General features: G+C 56.1%; 13 protein-coding genes. 10 read left to right on the top strand and 3 right to left on the bottom strand.

Annotation, left to right across the window (positions count from 1 at the left end):
• The first annotated feature begins 466 nt into the window (after positions 1 to 466).
• Positions 467 to 1720 carry an ornithine--oxo-acid transaminase gene (gene rocD / locus ACYVK4_RS24830; RefSeq protein WP_461130264.1) on the top strand — a complete coding sequence of 418 codons (1254 nt, stop codon included), beginning with the start codon at positions 467 to 469 and terminating at the stop codon, positions 1718 to 1720.
• 115 nt (positions 1721 to 1835) lie between these two features.
• Here rocD and ACYVK4_RS24825 read toward each other — a convergent pair whose 3' ends face one another.
• Positions 1836 to 5192, bottom strand: coding sequence for a glycosyl hydrolase (locus ACYVK4_RS24825; protein ID WP_461130362.1), 3357 nt, complete (start codon positions 5190 to 5192; stop codon positions 1836 to 1838).
• A gap of 142 nt (positions 5193 to 5334) precedes the next feature.
• A complete protein-coding gene (locus ACYVK4_RS24820) occupies positions 5335 to 6303 on the bottom strand; it encodes an AraC family transcriptional regulator (protein WP_461130263.1) in 969 nt (322 codons plus the stop codon).
• Between the two features lie 132 nt (positions 6304 to 6435).
• Here ACYVK4_RS24820 and ACYVK4_RS24815 point away from each other — a divergent pair, with 132 nt between their 5' ends.
• From ACYVK4_RS24815 to ACYVK4_RS24805, 3 genes are all read left to right on the top strand, one after another.
• On the top strand, positions 6436 to 6813 hold the full coding sequence (locus ACYVK4_RS24815; RefSeq protein WP_461130262.1) for a hypothetical protein: 378 nt from the start codon (positions 6436 to 6438) through the stop codon (positions 6811 to 6813).
• A gap of 66 nt (positions 6814 to 6879) precedes the next feature.
• On the top strand, positions 6880 to 7380 hold the full coding sequence (locus ACYVK4_RS24810; protein ID WP_461130261.1) for a nuclear transport factor 2 family protein: 501 nt from the start codon (positions 6880 to 6882) through the stop codon (positions 7378 to 7380).
• A 132-nt stretch (positions 7381 to 7512) separates the two neighbouring features.
• A complete protein-coding gene (locus ACYVK4_RS24805) occupies positions 7513 to 8538 on the top strand; it encodes an LLM class flavin-dependent oxidoreductase (protein ID WP_461130260.1) in 1026 nt (341 codons plus the stop codon).
• A gap of 176 nt (positions 8539 to 8714) precedes the next feature.
• On the opposite strand, the gene ACYVK4_RS24800 is transcribed toward ACYVK4_RS24805, so the two are convergent.
• A complete protein-coding gene (locus ACYVK4_RS24800) occupies positions 8715 to 9950 on the bottom strand; it encodes a hypothetical protein (protein ID WP_461130259.1) in 1236 nt (411 codons plus the stop codon).
• A 230-nt stretch (positions 9951 to 10180) separates the two neighbouring features.
• Between ACYVK4_RS24800 and ACYVK4_RS24795 the strand changes: the two genes are divergently transcribed.
• The 6 genes from ACYVK4_RS24795 to ACYVK4_RS24770 all read left to right on the top strand — a co-directional run bounded on the left by ACYVK4_RS24795 (position 10181) and on the right by ACYVK4_RS24770 (position 17397).
• Positions 10181 to 11062 carry an alpha/beta hydrolase gene (locus ACYVK4_RS24795; RefSeq protein ID WP_461130258.1) on the top strand — a complete coding sequence of 294 codons (882 nt, stop codon included), beginning with the start codon at positions 10181 to 10183 and terminating at the stop codon, positions 11060 to 11062.
• 70 nt (positions 11063 to 11132) lie between these two features.
• The gene (locus ACYVK4_RS24790; RefSeq protein ID WP_461130257.1) at positions 11133 to 12758 is read left to right on the top strand and encodes a carboxylesterase/lipase family protein; all 1626 of its coding nucleotides are present in this window, start codon (positions 11133 to 11135) and stop codon (positions 12756 to 12758) included.
• 90 nt (positions 12759 to 12848) lie between these two features.
• Positions 12849 to 14144, top strand: a complete 1296-nt coding sequence (locus ACYVK4_RS24785) for a CitMHS family transporter (RefSeq protein WP_461130256.1) — start codon at positions 12849 to 12851, stop codon at positions 14142 to 14144.
• Complete coding sequence (locus ACYVK4_RS24780) at positions 14141 to 15508, top strand: acyclic terpene utilization AtuA family protein (RefSeq protein WP_461130255.1); 1368 nt, start codon at positions 14141 to 14143, stop codon at positions 15506 to 15508. Before ACYVK4_RS24785 ends, ACYVK4_RS24780 begins: the two co-directional genes overlap by 4 nt.
• Entirely contained in the window at positions 15505 to 15816 is a 312-nt protein-coding gene (locus ACYVK4_RS24775) for an AtuA-related protein (protein ID WP_461130254.1), read from the top strand. Before ACYVK4_RS24780 ends, ACYVK4_RS24775 begins: the two co-directional genes overlap by 4 nt.
• Positions 15817 to 15960: 144 nt before the next feature.
• Complete coding sequence (locus ACYVK4_RS24770; protein WP_461130253.1) at positions 15961 to 17397, top strand: FAD-dependent oxidoreductase; 1437 nt, start codon at positions 15961 to 15963, stop codon at positions 17395 to 17397.
• The last annotated feature ends 31 nt before the right edge of the window (positions 17398 to 17428 follow it).

Raw genomic sequence — 17428 nt, 5'->3', positions numbered from 1 at the left:
ACGAATTTTCTAAATATTGATACTAATTTCTCTTTTCGGCAACCCTGAACGCACGGCTATGTTCGGGCATTCCGGGTTAGCAGAAAGAAGCGCGATGAAAGGCGGGAAAGGCTAAAACTACCGCCAAGCTTAAATTTGGTAGTAGTTGAGTAGCAAACAGTAGCCGGTCGATTGATTTTCCATAAGCAAATAATTGATTATCACCTTTTTTGGCACATCAACCATTGACCTATTTACGACTGCACAACTACTTAATGCCTGGATTACGCACCAGGCCAGCCGTATCATGGGCATTTCCCTTATTTTTGTAAACAGACCTCTCGCTCAGCGCATCGTTCCCAGGGCTTCAGGCAGAAAACAGACGTGGTCGCCAGGATCGACTACACGGTTTGTTTATGTCCGGTCAGGCAGCGCCGTGAAAGGAGAGCAGAGACGCAAGAACTAACAGCCTGTTAAATCGCAACACATGACGACAGAATTACCGGTACCAACAGCCACCAGCAGCGCATTTATGGAGCTGGAATCACAATATGGTGCGCATAATTACCACCCTATTCCGGTCGTACTGTCGCGCGGGCAGGGCGTTTATGTCTGGGATGTCGACGACAAACGCTACCTCGATTTTCTGTCGGCCTACAGCGCCGTTAGCCAGGGGCACTGCCATCCGCGCATCATCGACGCGCTTATGCAGCAGGCGCAGCGCCTGACACTCACCTCCCGGGCGTTTTACAACGACCAGCTGGGCGTTTGCGAAAAGCACCTGTGCGACTATTTCGGCTACGATAAAGCATTAATGATGAACTCGGGGGTGGAAGCCGGTGAAACGGCCCTCAAGCTCACCCGAAAGTGGGCCTACACCGTCAAAGGGATTGCGCCCAACCAGGCCAAAGTGGTCTTTGCAACCGGTAACTTCTGGGGGCGCACGCTGGCGGCTATCTCATCGTCCACCGATCCCAGCAGCACCAATGATTTCGGTCCGCTGCTGCCGGGTTATCAGCTTATTCCCTACAATGACCTGGCCGCGCTGGAGCAATGTCTGCAAAGCGACCCGACCATTGCCGGTTTTATGGTCGAGCCGATTCAGGGTGAAGCGGGCGTTGTGGTGCCCGATGCGGGCTACCTGCGCGGGGTTCGCGATCTGTGTACACAATACAACGTGCTCTTCATTGCCGACGAAGTCCAGACGGGCATTGGCCGGACGGGCAAACGGCTGGCCTGCGATCACGAGAACGTAAAACCCGACCTGCTGGTGTTGGGCAAGGCGCTGTCGGGCGGGGTGCTGCCGGTTTCGGCGGTGTTGACGAGCGATGCCGTGATGCTGACCATTAAACCGGGCGAACACGGGTCCACCTACGGCGGCAATCCGCTGGCCTGTGCCGTCACGATGGCAGCGCTCCAAGTGGTTCAGGATGAACAACTGGCGGAGAATGCCACGAAAATGGGGGAGCTGTTTCGGGCCCGGATGCTAGCCCTCAGCGAGAAGACCGACCTGATCAAAACCGTGCGCGGCAAGGGACTGCTCAACGCAATCGTCATTGCCGAACGCCCGGAACTGGGGGCAGAAACCGCCTGGGAGCTATGCATCCGCTTCAAAGATAACGGTCTGCTGGCCAAGCCCACACACGGCGACATCATCCGGTTTGCTCCTCCCCTGGTCATCACCGAAGCACAAATCGACGAAGCCTGCACCATCATCGAGCAGACCATTCTTCGTTTTTAGCAAGCTGGCTTAGGCTGGCGCGAGCATGGGCTCGTGCCTGTTTATATTGCAAGCATTCGCTTGCGTCAGTAAATACTGACTCTATAAACAGGCACGAGCCCATGCTCGCACCAGCCTAATTCGATACAGCGGGCGTAGCTGCCAGCACCCGAACGGGGCCCATCAGACCCGACGGCAACAGGGGCGAGTTGGCGCGGTAGAACGGGATGGTCGTAAACGTAATTTTGTTCGTTACGCCCGGCTGCGCGTCGCCCACCAGCCGATTCACCCAAAGGTTCGTCACCTTGATCTGCACGGTATTAGCACCGGCTTTCAGCGCATCGGTGATGGACAGGCGGAAGGGCTTTTTCCAGACGATACCCATGTTTTTTCCATTTACAACCACTTCGGCCAGGTTCTTCACATCGCCCAGATCGAGGATGAACGAAGCGTCTTTAGTAACCGTCGGCAGCGTAAACGAATTTTCATACGTGGCCGTCCCCGAGAAGTATTTGATCCCGGCATCGGCGTTGTCGGTCCACGATGCCAGCTTGTCGAAGGTAACACCCTGCGGAGCGCCCCGGCCTTCCTGAAAGCTTACTTTCCAGGCCCCATCCACCCGCGCCACCGCCGACTCTGTAACGGCGGGTTTGGTGTAAGCCGCAACGGGCGTTTTTTCGCCAAACACGATAAAGTAGGCATCCCACGACTCGAACCGCAGCGGGATAATCGTGCGGCCGTCCTTGATTTGATACGAAACCGATTCCGTTTTGCCCGTCTGCGGATTCCACAACTGAGGCACCTTGCCCGCTACCCGGAAGCTGATTCGGGCTTCGTTAGGGCTGTCGCTGCGGTTATCGAGCCAGTAGATGTCCTGACCGGCCGTTTGGCGGTGTACGTAGAGAATCTCGGCAGCGGCACCGGAGATGTCCACATCTTTGGCAACGCCCATCTCGCTCAACACCGCATCGATCGGTTTGGTCGATACCGTTGGCTGGCTCCAGATTTGGTTCACCAGGGCCGCGAACTCGGCGGGATTATCGCTCAGGCTCGGCGACTGCTCGGGTTTGGTGCCCGTTACGTGCATACCGGCCTTCACCAGTTCGCCCAGTTTTTTCAGTGTCGGCAACGTCATGTACCGGGCCGACGGGTCGAGCACCAGCAGGCGATAGGGCTGTCCGCTCTTTGCCACAATTTTCCCACCCTCAACGCGCAGGGCCGTTTTGAGGGCCGTTGCATTCACAAAATCATATTCGTAGCCCGCCGGAAAATCCGGCAATTTGGTAGCACAAAGCTGGGTGATGTTGTTATTTTCGCCATAGTAATACAACACGTCAATAACGGGTTTACCCTGCTGAAGCAGGTAACAGCTCCGGCCCAGGTAGCCGGTCCAGGCTTTGGCGGGCTCGGCCCAGGTTTCGTGGCGGGTAAAATACTGACCGAAGGGCCCCAGCGAAAAACCGGGCATTTTATCGTCCAGCGGCTGGTGAACCGACGTGTGTACGACAAAGCGGTTCAGGCCGGACGCCATTTCCAGATCGGCGGTGCGCTTTAACTTTTCGGGGTGATAACTGAACGCGTTGCCCACCGACGTCATCGACTCAGCCGCCACCAGATTCTGCCCGTAAATATGCGCCACCGACGCTGACTCGCGAATATCGGCCTGACTACGGGGCTCTTCGTTGCTGCCTTGCCCCAGGCTACCGGGCGTCCACATGGCCGACATTGGAATATCGGCGTTGCGCTTCACGTCCATCCCATCGGCCAAATAAATTCGCTTGTTCTCGTGCGATTCGGTATAACGTTTCATGCCCCGCTGGTGAAGGGCATCGCCAATCACGTCGTAGTGGTTATCGGAGATCAGTTCGCCAATGGTTTTGCGGTAATCCCACAGGAATTTTTCACTGGCGTCAACGCTTTTCACGACCCGCCCCGTCAGCACCGGAAGCCAGGGAATGAGGCTGTAGCCACGCCGTTTGGCAAATTCCTCGGGCATGGCTTTGGTCCAGGTCATGTGGCCCGCTTCGTAGCTGTCCAGCACCATGTATTCGAGTCCCTGCTTGCCCATCTGGCCACCCGTAGCGTCTTTATACATGTCGAGGTAGGTGTCGATGTACTTGCGGACGGCCACGTTATCGAGCTTGTCGACTTCAAGCCCCGTTGCTTCGGGCGATGCGGGGTGATTTTGCCGACCGGTGAGCGAATAACCCATCCGCACCACCACCCAGTCCCCAGTGGGAGCGGTCCAGTTTAAACTCCCGTCGGCGTTCATCTTCGCCGTCAAATCCACCACATCTTCGGTCGGGATGGTGTCGGCGGATACCGATGCAGCCGGTAGCTTATCCTCCCACCAGGGGCTGAAACCCGCTTTTTCTTCAAATTTGTCGATACGTCCGGTGGTGTGCAGAACCAGCTCGGCCACACTGACACCCTCCGGCTTACCCGGCTTATCCTCTCCGCCCATCAGAGCCGCAAACCGGTTTCTGGGCGGGGGCAGTGTTTTGAACGTTACCCGAAAATACGTAGCCGTTGTAGGCGGAATGCTGAGCGTACTCTGGGCTACCGTGCTGCCCGGAATGGCGCGGACCTCCCGGAAGTTTACCCCGTCGTCGCTCACTTTCAGCGTCCGGTTACTGGGGGCGCCCTCAAACTCAGCCAGTGGCCCTCCGCTACTGGCGCCCACAATAGTCAAGGCCCTGAACGTTTGCGGCTGGTCGAACTCGTACTGAATCCACATGTCCTGCCCTACTTCCATGGGCGCTATGGGACGGGCATTGGTCAGGTCACCGTCGGTCAGGTCGCTCAGGGAAAACGTGCCACCGCTGGATGTCACTTTGGGGTTAAGCGCCGACATGAGTTTATCGCTTTTCGGCAGACGATAGGCAACAACAAGCGCATCCTGATAAAAAGTGGGCAGTGTGCCGACTGCTCCGCCGAAGCCTCCTCCGCCTAGGGGAAGGGGTACCTGCTGAAAATTGCCCGTTGTGGCGACTGGCTGGGGCAGTTTGCCGGTATAAGCGGTCCCACCCGTTATCCGGGTTTCGGTCCAGACGTACTTTTTCATGGCATCGCTGGGGGGTACCCACGGCCCACCCGTCACGCTCCAGCCCGGCGAACCGGCAATGGCCATTTCGAGCTGTAGTGTCCGGGCCAGATCGGTGGTAAACTTAAAGGCGTCTTTCCATTCGGGAGTCATGAACGCCAGTTTTTTGGGCACGACGGAGGGCGTCATCAGGCTGGCGTCGAAGTTCTGGAAGCCGCCAATGCCTACGCGCTTCATCCATTCGAGGTCTTTCTGAATGCCTGCTTTGGTGATGTTGCCGTTCATCCAGTGCCACCATACACGCGGTTTGGCGGCATCGGGGGGTGTCACGAACTGCTGCCGGAGCGCAGCCTCCCCACCCGTTGCCGGTGAATTTTGTTTTTTGGTCTGACCAAAACTGGTCTGAATAATGAGCGGTACGGTTAGGCAAAGAGCGGCCAGGTGCTTCATGGTCATTACAGGTAGGTGATTGTTGCCGGATAATAGTACAATTCTATGTAAAACTAGGGCGATAATAATAGTAAACTGTCCTGTACCTACCCAGTTCATGAAGAGATGGCAAGTCCTCAAGTCGCTCTTTTTTATCGGCCAGCTAGCCAGCCGGTTGCTGACGCCATTTGCGGGCGGCATGGAGGTAGGCGCTGGAGGCTGAGTAGCCCAGCAGATAGGCAATGTCCTGGGTACCCAGCGTTCGGCCCCGCTCCAAATGGGTTGCCAGTTGCCGTTTGATATCGTCGGCCAGCGACCGGAAGGACGTACCTTCTTCGGTTAGCTTGCGCTGAAAGGTTCGGTGGCTCACGGCAAACTGGCTCACGACCTCATCCAGACATGGCAACTCGGGCGAACAGAGGTTGAGGATCATGGTGCGGACCTGATCCGCAAACGGGGCATGTTGAACCGGCGACTGATTCAGCAGCTGCAGAAAAGCAGGCAGCAGTACGTCCAAGTTCTTCAACCGCCGGCGATTGATAGGCTCCGCAACCAAACGCAGATCGACCACCAGCCGGTGTGCCTCGGCAGAAGTGATGGGACTGGAACAGAGCCGCCGGTACGCGTCCAACTGGCCATAAGGCAGTTGAACCCCGGCTATGTCGCCTTCGATCATCAACCCAATTTCCCGATGCATGAGAAACAGCACCGAGTCGAGCACCTGATTTTTTACCGGATGGTGAAGCAGGGGACTTTGCAGTTCGATGACCAGGTGGTCCTGCGTCTGGGTCGTTTGCAGATTTACCACTGGAAAGGTGCTCGCCAGATAATCGGCCAGCAAGCCAAGGGCCTGCTCCATGCTGGAGGCCGCCAGCGAGATTTGATAGACCAACCCCAGCGCCCGTAAATTTAGATAATAGCCGTAGTGCAGACCCAACTGCGGGTCCTGGCTAAGATCGAGCATTTTCTCCCAGACCTTCGAGTAGTCGGACAGACTCACCCAGCCCTGTTCATCCGTCACCTCTGCTTCGGGCGTGTCCAGCTGACTTAGCAAGTGTTGCCTGGCCATTCCTTTGCAGTCGGCATAGTCCAGCAGGTTAATCAGGTGCTGATTGGAGAGGGTCGTTTGCATGAGGGCGGGTTAGTTGAGCTGACGCAAAATAACCAAAAATTGGCGCAAATTATCAATCCACCCTCAGGCGGGCGGGTGACTTTTGTAGCGTCCGGTGCGGACAATCTAGTTTCACCAAAAATCAGTTTAGTCATGAAAACGTTACAAACTGTTTTGACCATCAATGCCCTTAGTTCGGGCGCAACAGGGCTTTTACTGCTCGTATTGGCCAATCCGATCGCCCAACTTTTCGGGCAATCCTCAACGGGTGCTTTCACCGAGGTGGGCCTTTTTCTGGTCGCCTTTGCCGGGTTTGTGCTCTACCAGAGCCGACGGACTCCCGTTTCTGCCGGGGCTATTCGCGTCATCATTGCGCTGGATTGCCTTTGGGTGATCGGCAGCGTCATTCTGCTGGCATGGCCCTCGGTGCAGCTGACGGGCATAGGGCAGGTCGCCATTGCCGCCGTAGCCCTCTGGGTAGCCCTCATGGCGTATCTCCAAGCCAGCGGACTACGGAAAGTAACAGCCTAAAGAACTTGTATTCCCGAGCGTCGGGCCGACGCTCGGGAATACCTCAACAAACCTATCCTATTTACGATGAAGACTTACACGCATCTTCTCTTCTTATTCTTACTGTTTCTCCTGGCGTTGGGCACAACCCGGGCCGACATTCCCCATACGAAGCACATCACCAATCCGGGCGATACGGCTGCGGCTCAACTGATCCGCCAGTTTCTAACGGCCGTGCAGCAGGGCGACCATACCGTTCCCAGGCAGTTGCTGCACCCGCAGGTAACCTGGCATCAGCCGGGCAACCACCGGTTTGCCGGTCTCAAACAATCGAGTAAGGCCGTTTTTCAGATGGTGCACGACATGAACGAAGCCGCATCCAGAACCCTGCGGCTGGCCGAGGTCAAGGTTATTGCCGTCAACGGGAATCAGGTGGCCTGTCTGGTCAACTGGAAAGCCGTCATGGAAGGGGGTGGTGTGCTTGATGTCGACAACATCGACCTGTACACCCTGCAGGATGGAAAAATTGTGAACGTTGTTGTCTATTCGGCCAATCTGGCTCAGGAAGATTGGTTCTGGGGAAAATAAGCCTCTGGCGGGTGTTGGTATCCTCAAAGAAAGCGGGTGTTGGAACTGAACGAAACCGGCTGGAATTAAGGGTACAGGGGTGGCGATGCGCACGATGGCAAATCACCGCCCCTGTACTAACGAACGAACACTATGGAAGTTGGCATTGATAGTTTTGCGTCGCACCTGCTGCAACGCAATGAGGGAACGACACTAACCGGAGCCGAGGCCATGGGCCAGCTGCTGGACCGTATTCAATACGCCGATCAGGTTGGGCTGGATGTGTTCGGTATCGGGGAGCATCACCGCATCGAATACCTCGACTCGGCTCCGGCGGTGATTCTGGCGGCTGCGGCTGCCCGTACGAAGCGCATTCGGCTGACCAGCGCCGTTACCGTACTCAGCGCGGCCGATCCGGTACGCGTTTTTCAGGAATACGCCACCCTCGATCTGATTTCGCAGGGACGGGCGGAGATGGTCGTAGGGCGGGGCTCGTCGGTGGAAGCGTTTCCGCTGTTCGGGTTCGACCTCAACGATTACGATGAGCTGTTTACCGAGAAACTCGACTTACTGCTCACCATCCGGGAGCAGGAAAAAGTACACTGGTCGGGTCAGTTCCGACCGGCGCTGACTGGTCAGGGTATTTACCCCCGGCCCCTGCAAAATCCGTTGCCGATCTGGCTGGGTGTGGGCGGCACACCCCAGTCGTTTGCGCGGGCAGGGGCGCTGGGTCTGCCGCTGATGGTGGCGATCATTGGCGGAGAAACGCGCCGGTTCCGGCCCCTGATCGACTTATACCGCGAATCGGGTCGCCGGGCCGGTTACTCCCCCGACCAGCTAAAAGTGGGTCTGCACTCGCTGGGCTACGTGGCCCCAACCACTGAGGAAGCGATGGAAGAGTTTTTCCCCGGATACGCTGACACCTTCAGCAAGCGTGCCCTTGAGCGGGGCGGCCTGCCCGTGACGCGGGCGCAGTTCGATGCGCAGGCGGGTCCACTGGGGGCGCTGCTGGTGGGTAGTCCCGAAGATGTAGCGGCCAAGATCATCCGTCATGGGGATGCCCTGGGCGGCATCTCGCGGGTAACGTTCCAGATGGACGTAGCCACCCAAACGCACGAGAAAATCCTGCGGGCTATCGAACTGATCGGCAGTCAGGTAGCTCCGCATTTGCGTGGTTGATTAGTGGAGTGGTGGAGTAGTGGAGTGGTGGAGTAGTTAATTGGTGTAGTTTTTTGTCATCCCGAGGCACGAGGGATCTTCGGTCGAGACTGAGCTTCCCATTTTACCGAAGATCCCTCCCGCGTCGGGATGACAAAAAACACTCCACCACTCCACTACTCCACTGCTCCACAACCTTACTTGGTAAGAATAACGCCCTCGCGGGGTTCGCGCAGGAGAATACTTTTCTCGTTGATCAGCGCTTTCAGCGATTCGTTGGCCAGGGTGTCCAGCAAGCGGTATTTCAATTGAAAGGTCTTGATCTGGTTATTCGGCCGTGTCCATTTCATGATCTTGCAGTGACAGTTGGCGTTCTCCGGTGTATTGGTGATCTCTTCCAGCGAACCGCCTTTGCCCTGTTTGATAAACACATTCCGGATACCGATCATGTCGTTACCATCGCCCAGGTCGAAGCTCCAGGTGGTGGCAATGCTGGTGAGGTAGCCTTTGCCTTTATCCATTCGCAACAGGGCATGAATGGGCGATTCTACAGCACCACTCTTGTTCTTCACCCGCGAATAGATGGACACCAGCGCCGGGGCTTCAAACTGCATATAGCCGATATGATCGATGTTGGCCCCGTGCCGGTTAAAGATGAAATACCCGTCTTTATACGTGATTTCCACAAGGTTATTGGCCACCTGATGGAACCGATTGGGGTCGTTGGCGCGGGCCTGGGGCGCTCCCGTATAATATAGCCAGATGCCCGACAAACTGTCGATTTCGGCCGGCGTGGGCTGATAGGGCAGAATATTCAGGTCTTTGCGAAGGGTAGCCCACTCGTTTCGGTCGGCGACCCAGCGAGTGGTAACCAGCCCGAGTAAGGCCAGGCAAACGACCAGAGTAACCAGCCAGCCCCTATTCTTTCGCCGGAGTGCCGCCTTTAGTTGGGCCGTCGCCACGTCTTTTTCCTGCTGGCAGGTGGCCAACTGCTGCCGAAGGGCTTCCTCTTCATCCAACCGCAACGCCACAGCGGCATCGACCCCTTCGATCAGGTGGGCATCCTGTGGCTGCTCGGCAAACCCCTTTCGGCCAACGCCGTACAGGTAAATGTAGCTGGCATCGACCAGGAACGACCGGGGATTAGCTACCAGTTTATGGTAAGCATCTTTCACCTGAACACCCGTTATATCGTATTTTCGGTGGGGGTAGCCGACCTGCTTCGGATTAGGGTCGGGCGAATACGGGTCGTGGTTGAGTTGTTGAGCCGTGGTTGGCAATTCGTTACTGATCGAACTGAGCAGCCGGGCGATATCCTCGTAATTTTTCGGGTTGGTATTTCGTACAATGCGCTGGCCCGTTGTGCGCTCGTACGTGTCAATGACTTTCTCAAGTAAGTACCCGATCTCCTCCTTACCTGTCTTTATTTTCATTATCCTCTTCGTTTTCAGCCGTTTATGAAAATTCCGTAGCCTTACTAAAATTTCCTAAAGATACACTTTCATTTAGTAAGCCTGATACGGTCATATCTATATCCTCAAGAAGCTGATTCTATCGAACACTCATCTATATTTGGCAGACTCTTCTTTTTATACAAAATAATAGCAAATAAAGCTTACTAAGGTTGATGCCAGTTCGTAACTGGTATCAACGTCAACCCACTATGCTTAAATCCAAAACCTCCCTCCGCCCATTACTATTCCTGTTCGGTTTTCTGCTCACCCTTCCGCTCCATGCCGCTAAAGTCGATTCGCTGGATGTGCCCAGCGCGGTGATGAACAGGAACCTGCGGGCGGTGGTTGTTTTGCCCGACGCCTATGCCGCTTCGGGGAAAAACAAAACGACCTACCCGGTGCTCTATCTGCTCCACGGTGGGTTTGGTCACTTCAACGACTGGATCACTAAAACGCCCGACAAAACTCTCATCCAACGGCTCGCCGACCAGTATAATCTCATTATTGTGATGCCCGAAGGCGAAGTCTTCAGCTACTACCTGGATAGCCCGGTCATCAAAGACAGCCAGTTCGAGACGTATCTAACGAAAGAGGTTATCGACAAAATTGACAAGACCTACCGCACCATTCGCACCCCTAAAGGCCGGGTCATTACGGGTCTGTCGATGGGTGGCTACGGTGCCCTATTCCTGGCGACGCGCCACCCCGACCTCTACTGCGCGGCTGGCAGTATGAGCGGAGCCCTGAATCTGGACATGAACGCCTGGAAACTCCCGCCCGATGCCACCGCCAGTATTAAAGCAGCGTTCGAAAAGATTCTGGGGCCGTTCAGCCAGTCGCCCGATGGCTGGGCCTCTTATTCCGTAGTGGGCATGGCCGATAAAATGAAAACCAACGGACTCAAACTCGTGATCGACTGCGGGGTGGATGATTTCCTGATCGAACCCAACCGGGAATTGCATCGTCGGCTGGTGTTCAACCAGACACCCCACGATTACAGCGAACGGCCCGGCGGACACACCTGGGATTTTTGGCAGGATGCCCTTCCCTATCAGGTGCTGTTTTTCAGTAAAGCCCTGAACGGAAAGTAAGCCATAAACCAGTCGACAACCTCTCCCAAATCCTGAATTTTTCGACATACACATTAACTAATTACCAACCATGAAAATCAAAACAACCCTTGCCTCCCTGCTTGTGCTCGTGCTGCCGCTGCTGGCCGCCGGACAGGCTAAAACCGAAACGACCGACCCTATTGTGGCCGGGAAAGGCATTGCGACCGTACCCACCGGCTCCGGTTCGGTTCGGGGCTATATCCACAACGGCACCTTTACGTTCAAAGGCATTCCCTACGCCAAAGCCGAACGCTTCATGGCCCCTACGAAACCCGATTCGTGGACGGGCGTTCGCTCGTCGATGACATACGGCCCCGTTTGCCCGATGGACGTCACCACGAGCACCTATGATGAGATCGAGTTTCCGTTCCATCACAACTGGGGTTACACCAACGAAAACTGCCTGAGCCTGAACGTCTGGACGCCCGAGATCAACAGCAAGAAAGGACGTCCCGTTATGGTCTGGTTGCACGGGGGTGGTTTTACGGCTGGCTCGTCGGTTGAACTTCCGTCATACGATGGCGAAAACCTGACCAAAAAAGGAGATGTGGTGGTCGTAACGGTCAATCACCGCTTAAACGTGCTGGGTTATCTGGATTTGTCGGCTTATGGCGATAAATACAAAAACTCCGCCAATGCGGGTCTGATGGATTTGGTATCTGCCTTGCAGTGGGTGCAGCAGAACATCGCCCAGTTCGGGGGCGACCCCGGCAACGTAACCATCTTCGGCCAGTCGGGCGGGGGCGGTAAAGTGACCAGCCTGATGAATGCCCCTTCGGCGAAAGGCCTGTTTCACAAAGCCATTGTGCAGAGTGGCAGCTACATCACCAGCTTCGCCGAAACCGATCTGACCCGGAAAGTAGGTGCCGCCCTGCTCGCCGAACTGAAGCTACAGCCGAATCAGATTGACTCCCTGCAAAAAATATCCTATGAACGGCTGAATGCGGCCAGCAAAAAGGCCATTCGCACCGTAGCCGACCAGTTGAAAGCCGAAGGAAAACCGGCTGCCGGACTGGGCTGGGGACCCGTTCATGACGGGAGCTTTTTGCCCTACCAGCCTAATGAACCAGCCGCAATAGCCCTGTCGAAATCGGTTCCATTGCTCGTTGGCTCGACCAAGAATGAGTTCACCGCCTTCGATCCGAGTACCCGCAACCTGACGATGGAGGGCGCCAAAGCTAACCTGCAGAAGAAGTACGGCGATAAAGCCGACGCCTATATGGCAGCCGTGAAGAAAGCCTATCCCGAAACGGTCAATCCGTCTGATTACGCGACCATCGACGTCAATTTTCGGCCGCTCACCGTTCAGCAGGCTAATGCAAAAGCCATTCCGGGGGCGGCTCCGGTATACATGTACCTGTTTACCTGGCAGTCGCCGGTGATGGATGGCATTTACAGATCCATGCACTGCATGGAAATCCCCTTCGTGTTCGACAACATCAGCTTGTGCGAAGAAATGACGGGCGGTGGCAAAGCCGCTCATACGCTGGCCGACAAAATGAGCCGGGCCTGGATTGCGTTTGCCCGAACGGGTAACCCAAACCACAAAGGTTTACCAAACTGGCCTGCCTACACGCCCGCCAATGGCGCGACCATGATTCTCGACAATACCAATCAGGTGAAAAGCCATCCCGATAAAGACCTGTTGCAGATCGCTTCGGGAAAAACGATGTAAAGTTTACGACAGGGTTTTTGTCATGGCACCGGCTACCCGGCCCGACAAAAACCCTGTTAAAAATAACCTTACCCACCTAAACTCACCCCCATGCTTTCGTTACTTGGCTTTGCCACCATTGCCGTTTTTCTGGTGCTGATTATCACCAAGCGATTATCGGTCATTACGGCGCTGGTGCTGGTGCCGGTTATCATGGGGTTTCTGGCGGGATTTACGCCGAAAGAGTTGGGGGAGATGATTCTGGCGGGTATCAAGCAGGTGGCCCCGACGGGAATTCTGCTCATGTTTGCCGTCCTGTATTTCGGGACCATGCTCGATGTCGGCCTGTTCGACCCCATCATTGCCGCCATCATCCGGTTTGTGAAAGGCGACCCGCTGAAGGTTATTCTGGGAACGGCCGTACTAACGATGATCGTCCACCTCGACGGCGATGGAACGGCAACGTTCATGATCGTGATGTCGGCTTTCCTGCCCATCTACAAACAGTTGGGCATCAACCGGCTGATCCTGACGGGCATCGTCGCGCTGAGCGTGGGGCCTATGCACCTGGTGCCCTGGTCCGGCACCTCGGCGCGGGCGATCTCGACGCTGAAAACCGATGCCACGCAGTTGTTCAATCCTAATATCCCGGCCATTGTGGCCGGCCTTATCTGGGTGCTTTTTGTGGCCTATTGGTTCGGGGTGAAGGAACGGAAACGCCTAGGCATCAGCGACCTGAACTACGTGCATCGGGACAGTCTCACCGACGAGCAGCGGCAGTTTCGCCGTCCGCGCCTGTTCTGGGTCAATGCCGCGCTGACCATTGGCCTGATTACGACGCTGATGAAAGGCTGGGTTCCGGCCCCGGCTCTGTTCATTTCGGCAGCTATTGTCGCGCTGTTGATCAATTACCCGCGCCTGCCCGATCAGCAGAAAGTGCTCCGCAGTCACGGTAACAACATTTTTATGGTGTCGAGCATGATCTTTGCGGCCGGTGTGTTTTCGGGTATCCTGACCGGTGGCAAGATGATCGACGCGATGGCCACATCGGTCGTTTCGCTGATTCCACAGCAGCACGCGGCCTGGCTCCCCACGCTGACGGCCATCACCAGCATGCCCGCCAGCCTGCTCTTCACGCCCGATGCCTATTATTTCGGCGTTGTGCCCATCCTGAGCCAGACCGCCACGCAGTTCGGCATCGACCCGCTGGAGATTGGCCGGGCCGCGTTGCTGGGCCAGATGACGGTCGGTTTTCCGGTAAGTCCGCTCACGGCCTCCACCTTCCTGCTGGTGGGTCTGGCCGACGTGGATTTGGGCGATCATCAGAAGTTTATTCTCAAATGGGCCTTCGGCACCACCCTCGTCATGACGCTGGCGGCTCTCTTAACCGGCTCCATTCATTTATGAAACCATCGATCCGAATCGGGTGCGGGGCTGGCTTCTCCGGCGACCGGCTCGAACCCGCGCTAATCCTGGTTCAGCAGGGCAAGCTGGATTATTTGGTGCTGGAATGCCTGGCCGAACGCACCATTGCGCTGGCGCAGAAACGAAAACGGCAAGATGCCACAATGGGTTACGACCCGCTGCTGGAACGCCGAATTGAAAGCCTGTTGCCGCATTTGCTGGAAAAGAAGGTACGCCTGATCACCAACATGGGCGCGGCTAATCCGCTGGCGGCTGCCCAAAAAATCATCGACATCGCCCAACGGCTATCGCTCCCGGTAACGGTGGCGGCTGTTACCGGCGACGATGTGCTCAGTCTGCTTTCGGGCAGCGAAACAGCCCTGGAAACCGGCAAACCCCTGTCCGATTCGGGGCCTTTGGTGTCGGCCAATGCCTACATGGGTGTCGATGCCATTTTACCGGCGCTGGCAACCGATGCCAATATTATCATTACGGGCCGCGTGGCCGATCCGTCGCTGTTCCTGAGCCCGCTGGTGCATGAATTCGGCTGGGCGCTGGACGATGCCAACCAGTTGGGGCAAGGCACCGTAATTGGGCATTTGCTGGAGTGCGCCGGTCAGCTGACGGGCGGCTATTTCGCCGATCCCGGTACATCCATACCGGGTATGGATGTACCCGGTATGGATGTACCCGGCCGCAAAGACGTACCTGACATGGCGCATCTGGGCCACCCTTTTGCCGATGTGTCGGCGGACGGCACGGCCGTTTTCGGTAAAGTAGCCGGTACAGGTGGCGTGTTGAGTCTGGCCACCGCCAAAGAGCAGCTCCTCTATGAAGTGATGGACCCCAGCCGCTACATCACCCCCGACGTAATCGCCGATTTTACGCAGGTACGGCTAACCGAAACAGGACCCGATCAGGTACGGGCTTCGGGTGGTCGCGGACAAGCTCGTCCCGGTACCCTGAAAGTCAGTGTGGGCTACGAAGCTGGTTTTCTTGGTGAAGGCGAGATTTCCTATGCCGGTTCAAACGCACTGGGCCGGGCCAAACTGGCCGGAGCCATTATTCAGGAGCGGCTTCAGGACCGGTTTAGGGATTTGCGGGTGGATTACATCGGCAGCACGTCGGTGCACCGAACCCGCTTCGGCCATTTCCCGGACCCGTACGAAATTCGGCTTCGGGTGGCGGGGAAGGCGGCCACGGCACAACAGGCCGCGCTGGTGGGCGAAGAAGTGGAAGCCCTCTACACCAACGGTCCGGCCGGGGGCGGTGGTGCCCGCAAGTATGTGCATGAACTGATGGGCATCGTCTCGACGCTCATCGCCCGCAACCAATTAACGCCACAGGTAACGCTGTTTCAATCATGACCATCAAGCTGTACGACATTGCCCACAGCCGGGCGGGCGACAAGGGCAATACGCTGACCCTCTCGCTCATTCCCTATAAAGCCGAGGATTATCCGTTGCTATGCGCTCAGGTTACGGCGGAGGCCGTCAAGCAGCACCTGGCCGACATTGTGGCGGGCGATATTACACGCTACGAATTGCCCAACCTGCCCGCCCTTCATTTCGTTTGCCAGCAGGCGTTGACTGGTGGCGTAACGACCTCGCTCACGATGGATACCCACGGTAAAAGCCTGAGTTATGCCCTGCTGGAAATGTTAATAGACGGCTAGTTGCCTTTTTCCACAACTGTTACACCTGGTCGCGGGCCCTGCTGATTTACCTGCCAACCGAACTACCGCAGACACAATACCCCGCAGCACCTCACGGAACCATTGGTTTTTTGTCTAATTTTCATAACTCTTAGACAACCGACCATGATCATAGACCAAACGACGCTGACGCTTTACGGAGCCGACTGGTGTGAAGACAGCCAACGCGTAAAAGCCTACCTGGAAGCCAACCACCTCGATTTCACCTATCATAACGTCGACCTCGATAAGGAGTCGGTGATGCAGGTGCAGGAACTTCAGGCGGGGAAACGCCTGACCCCTACGCTGATCATTAACGAAACGTCGTTTGTTAACCCCTCCACTGAACAGATCGCGTCCCTGCTCGGTCTCAACGAAGGTCGACCACGCATTCGCCTGTTTGGTGCCGACTGGTGTCCCGACTGCCACCGGGCCAAAGCCTATCTGGCCGATAACGGCATTCATTACCAGTACATAAACATCGATGTTCACACCTGGGCGATACCCATTCTGGAAACAGTCAACAACGGCAAGCGAATTATTCCCACCATTTTTATTGACGAGCAGGTCTTCGCCAATCCCGACAACCGCGTCCTGAGAGAACAAATCGGTATTGTTGAAGAGGCTGAGTCGCACCTGTACGATGTTGCCATTATTGGCGGTGGAGCCGCCGGGCTGACAACGGCTATTTACGCGCAACGAGATAGATATTCATCCATTATTCTGGAAAAACGGCAGATTGGCGGCAATGCGGCCATCACCGATAAGATCGAGAACTATCCGGGCTTTATCGACATCAGCGGCCGGGAACTGACCGAAAAAATGGCCGAGCAGGCCCGCGTGTACGGCGCGGTCATCAAGCTGGGGGCCGACGTTCGGAAAATCAGTCAGGAAAACGAGATTTTCCACCTCGAAACCAATGTGGGTGACATTATAGCCCGCTCGGTGGTGCTGGCGGTGGGGTCTACCTACAAACGACTGCATATTCCGGGCGAGACGGAGTTGATTGGGGCGGGTATCCACTTCTGCGCCACCTGCGACGGAGCCTTCTACCGCGACCGGCATGTGATCGTTGTCGGCGGGGGCAATAGTGCGCTGGAAGAAGGCATGTTTCTGGCGCGTTTCTGCCGGAAAGTGTCCTTCATCCACTACAAACCCGCCTTTAGCGCTACGGCAACCTACACCGACAAGCTGGCCGAGTTTACCAATACAGCGATTCATTTAAACCGGACGCCCACAGCTTTTCTGAGTAATGAGCAGGGTACGTTTCGGGCCGTGCAGGTAACGAATAACGAAACCGGGGAAACCGAGGACATTGAGGCTGATGGCGTTTTTCTGTTTATCGGACTCGTTCCCAACACGAAGTTCCTGGCTAAAACGGTTCAGCTCAACGAGCATGGGTTCATCTGCACCCGACCCGGCTCCGTCGAAACATCAGTACCGGGTATTCTGGCCGCTGGCGACTGTCGGCAGGGGGCCATTGCTCAGGTGGCAGCCGCAACGGGTGAAGGCGTCGTGGCGAGTTTTGGGGTGAAGGCTTACCTCAGCCAGAAAACCGTTTGAGTAGTAGTTGATTGGTAAACAGGTAATTAGG

Source organism: Spirosoma aerophilum (assembly GCF_054782495.1).
Note: the sequence above shows the minus strand (reverse complement) of the source record. Positions and strands in the feature narration are given on the sequence as shown.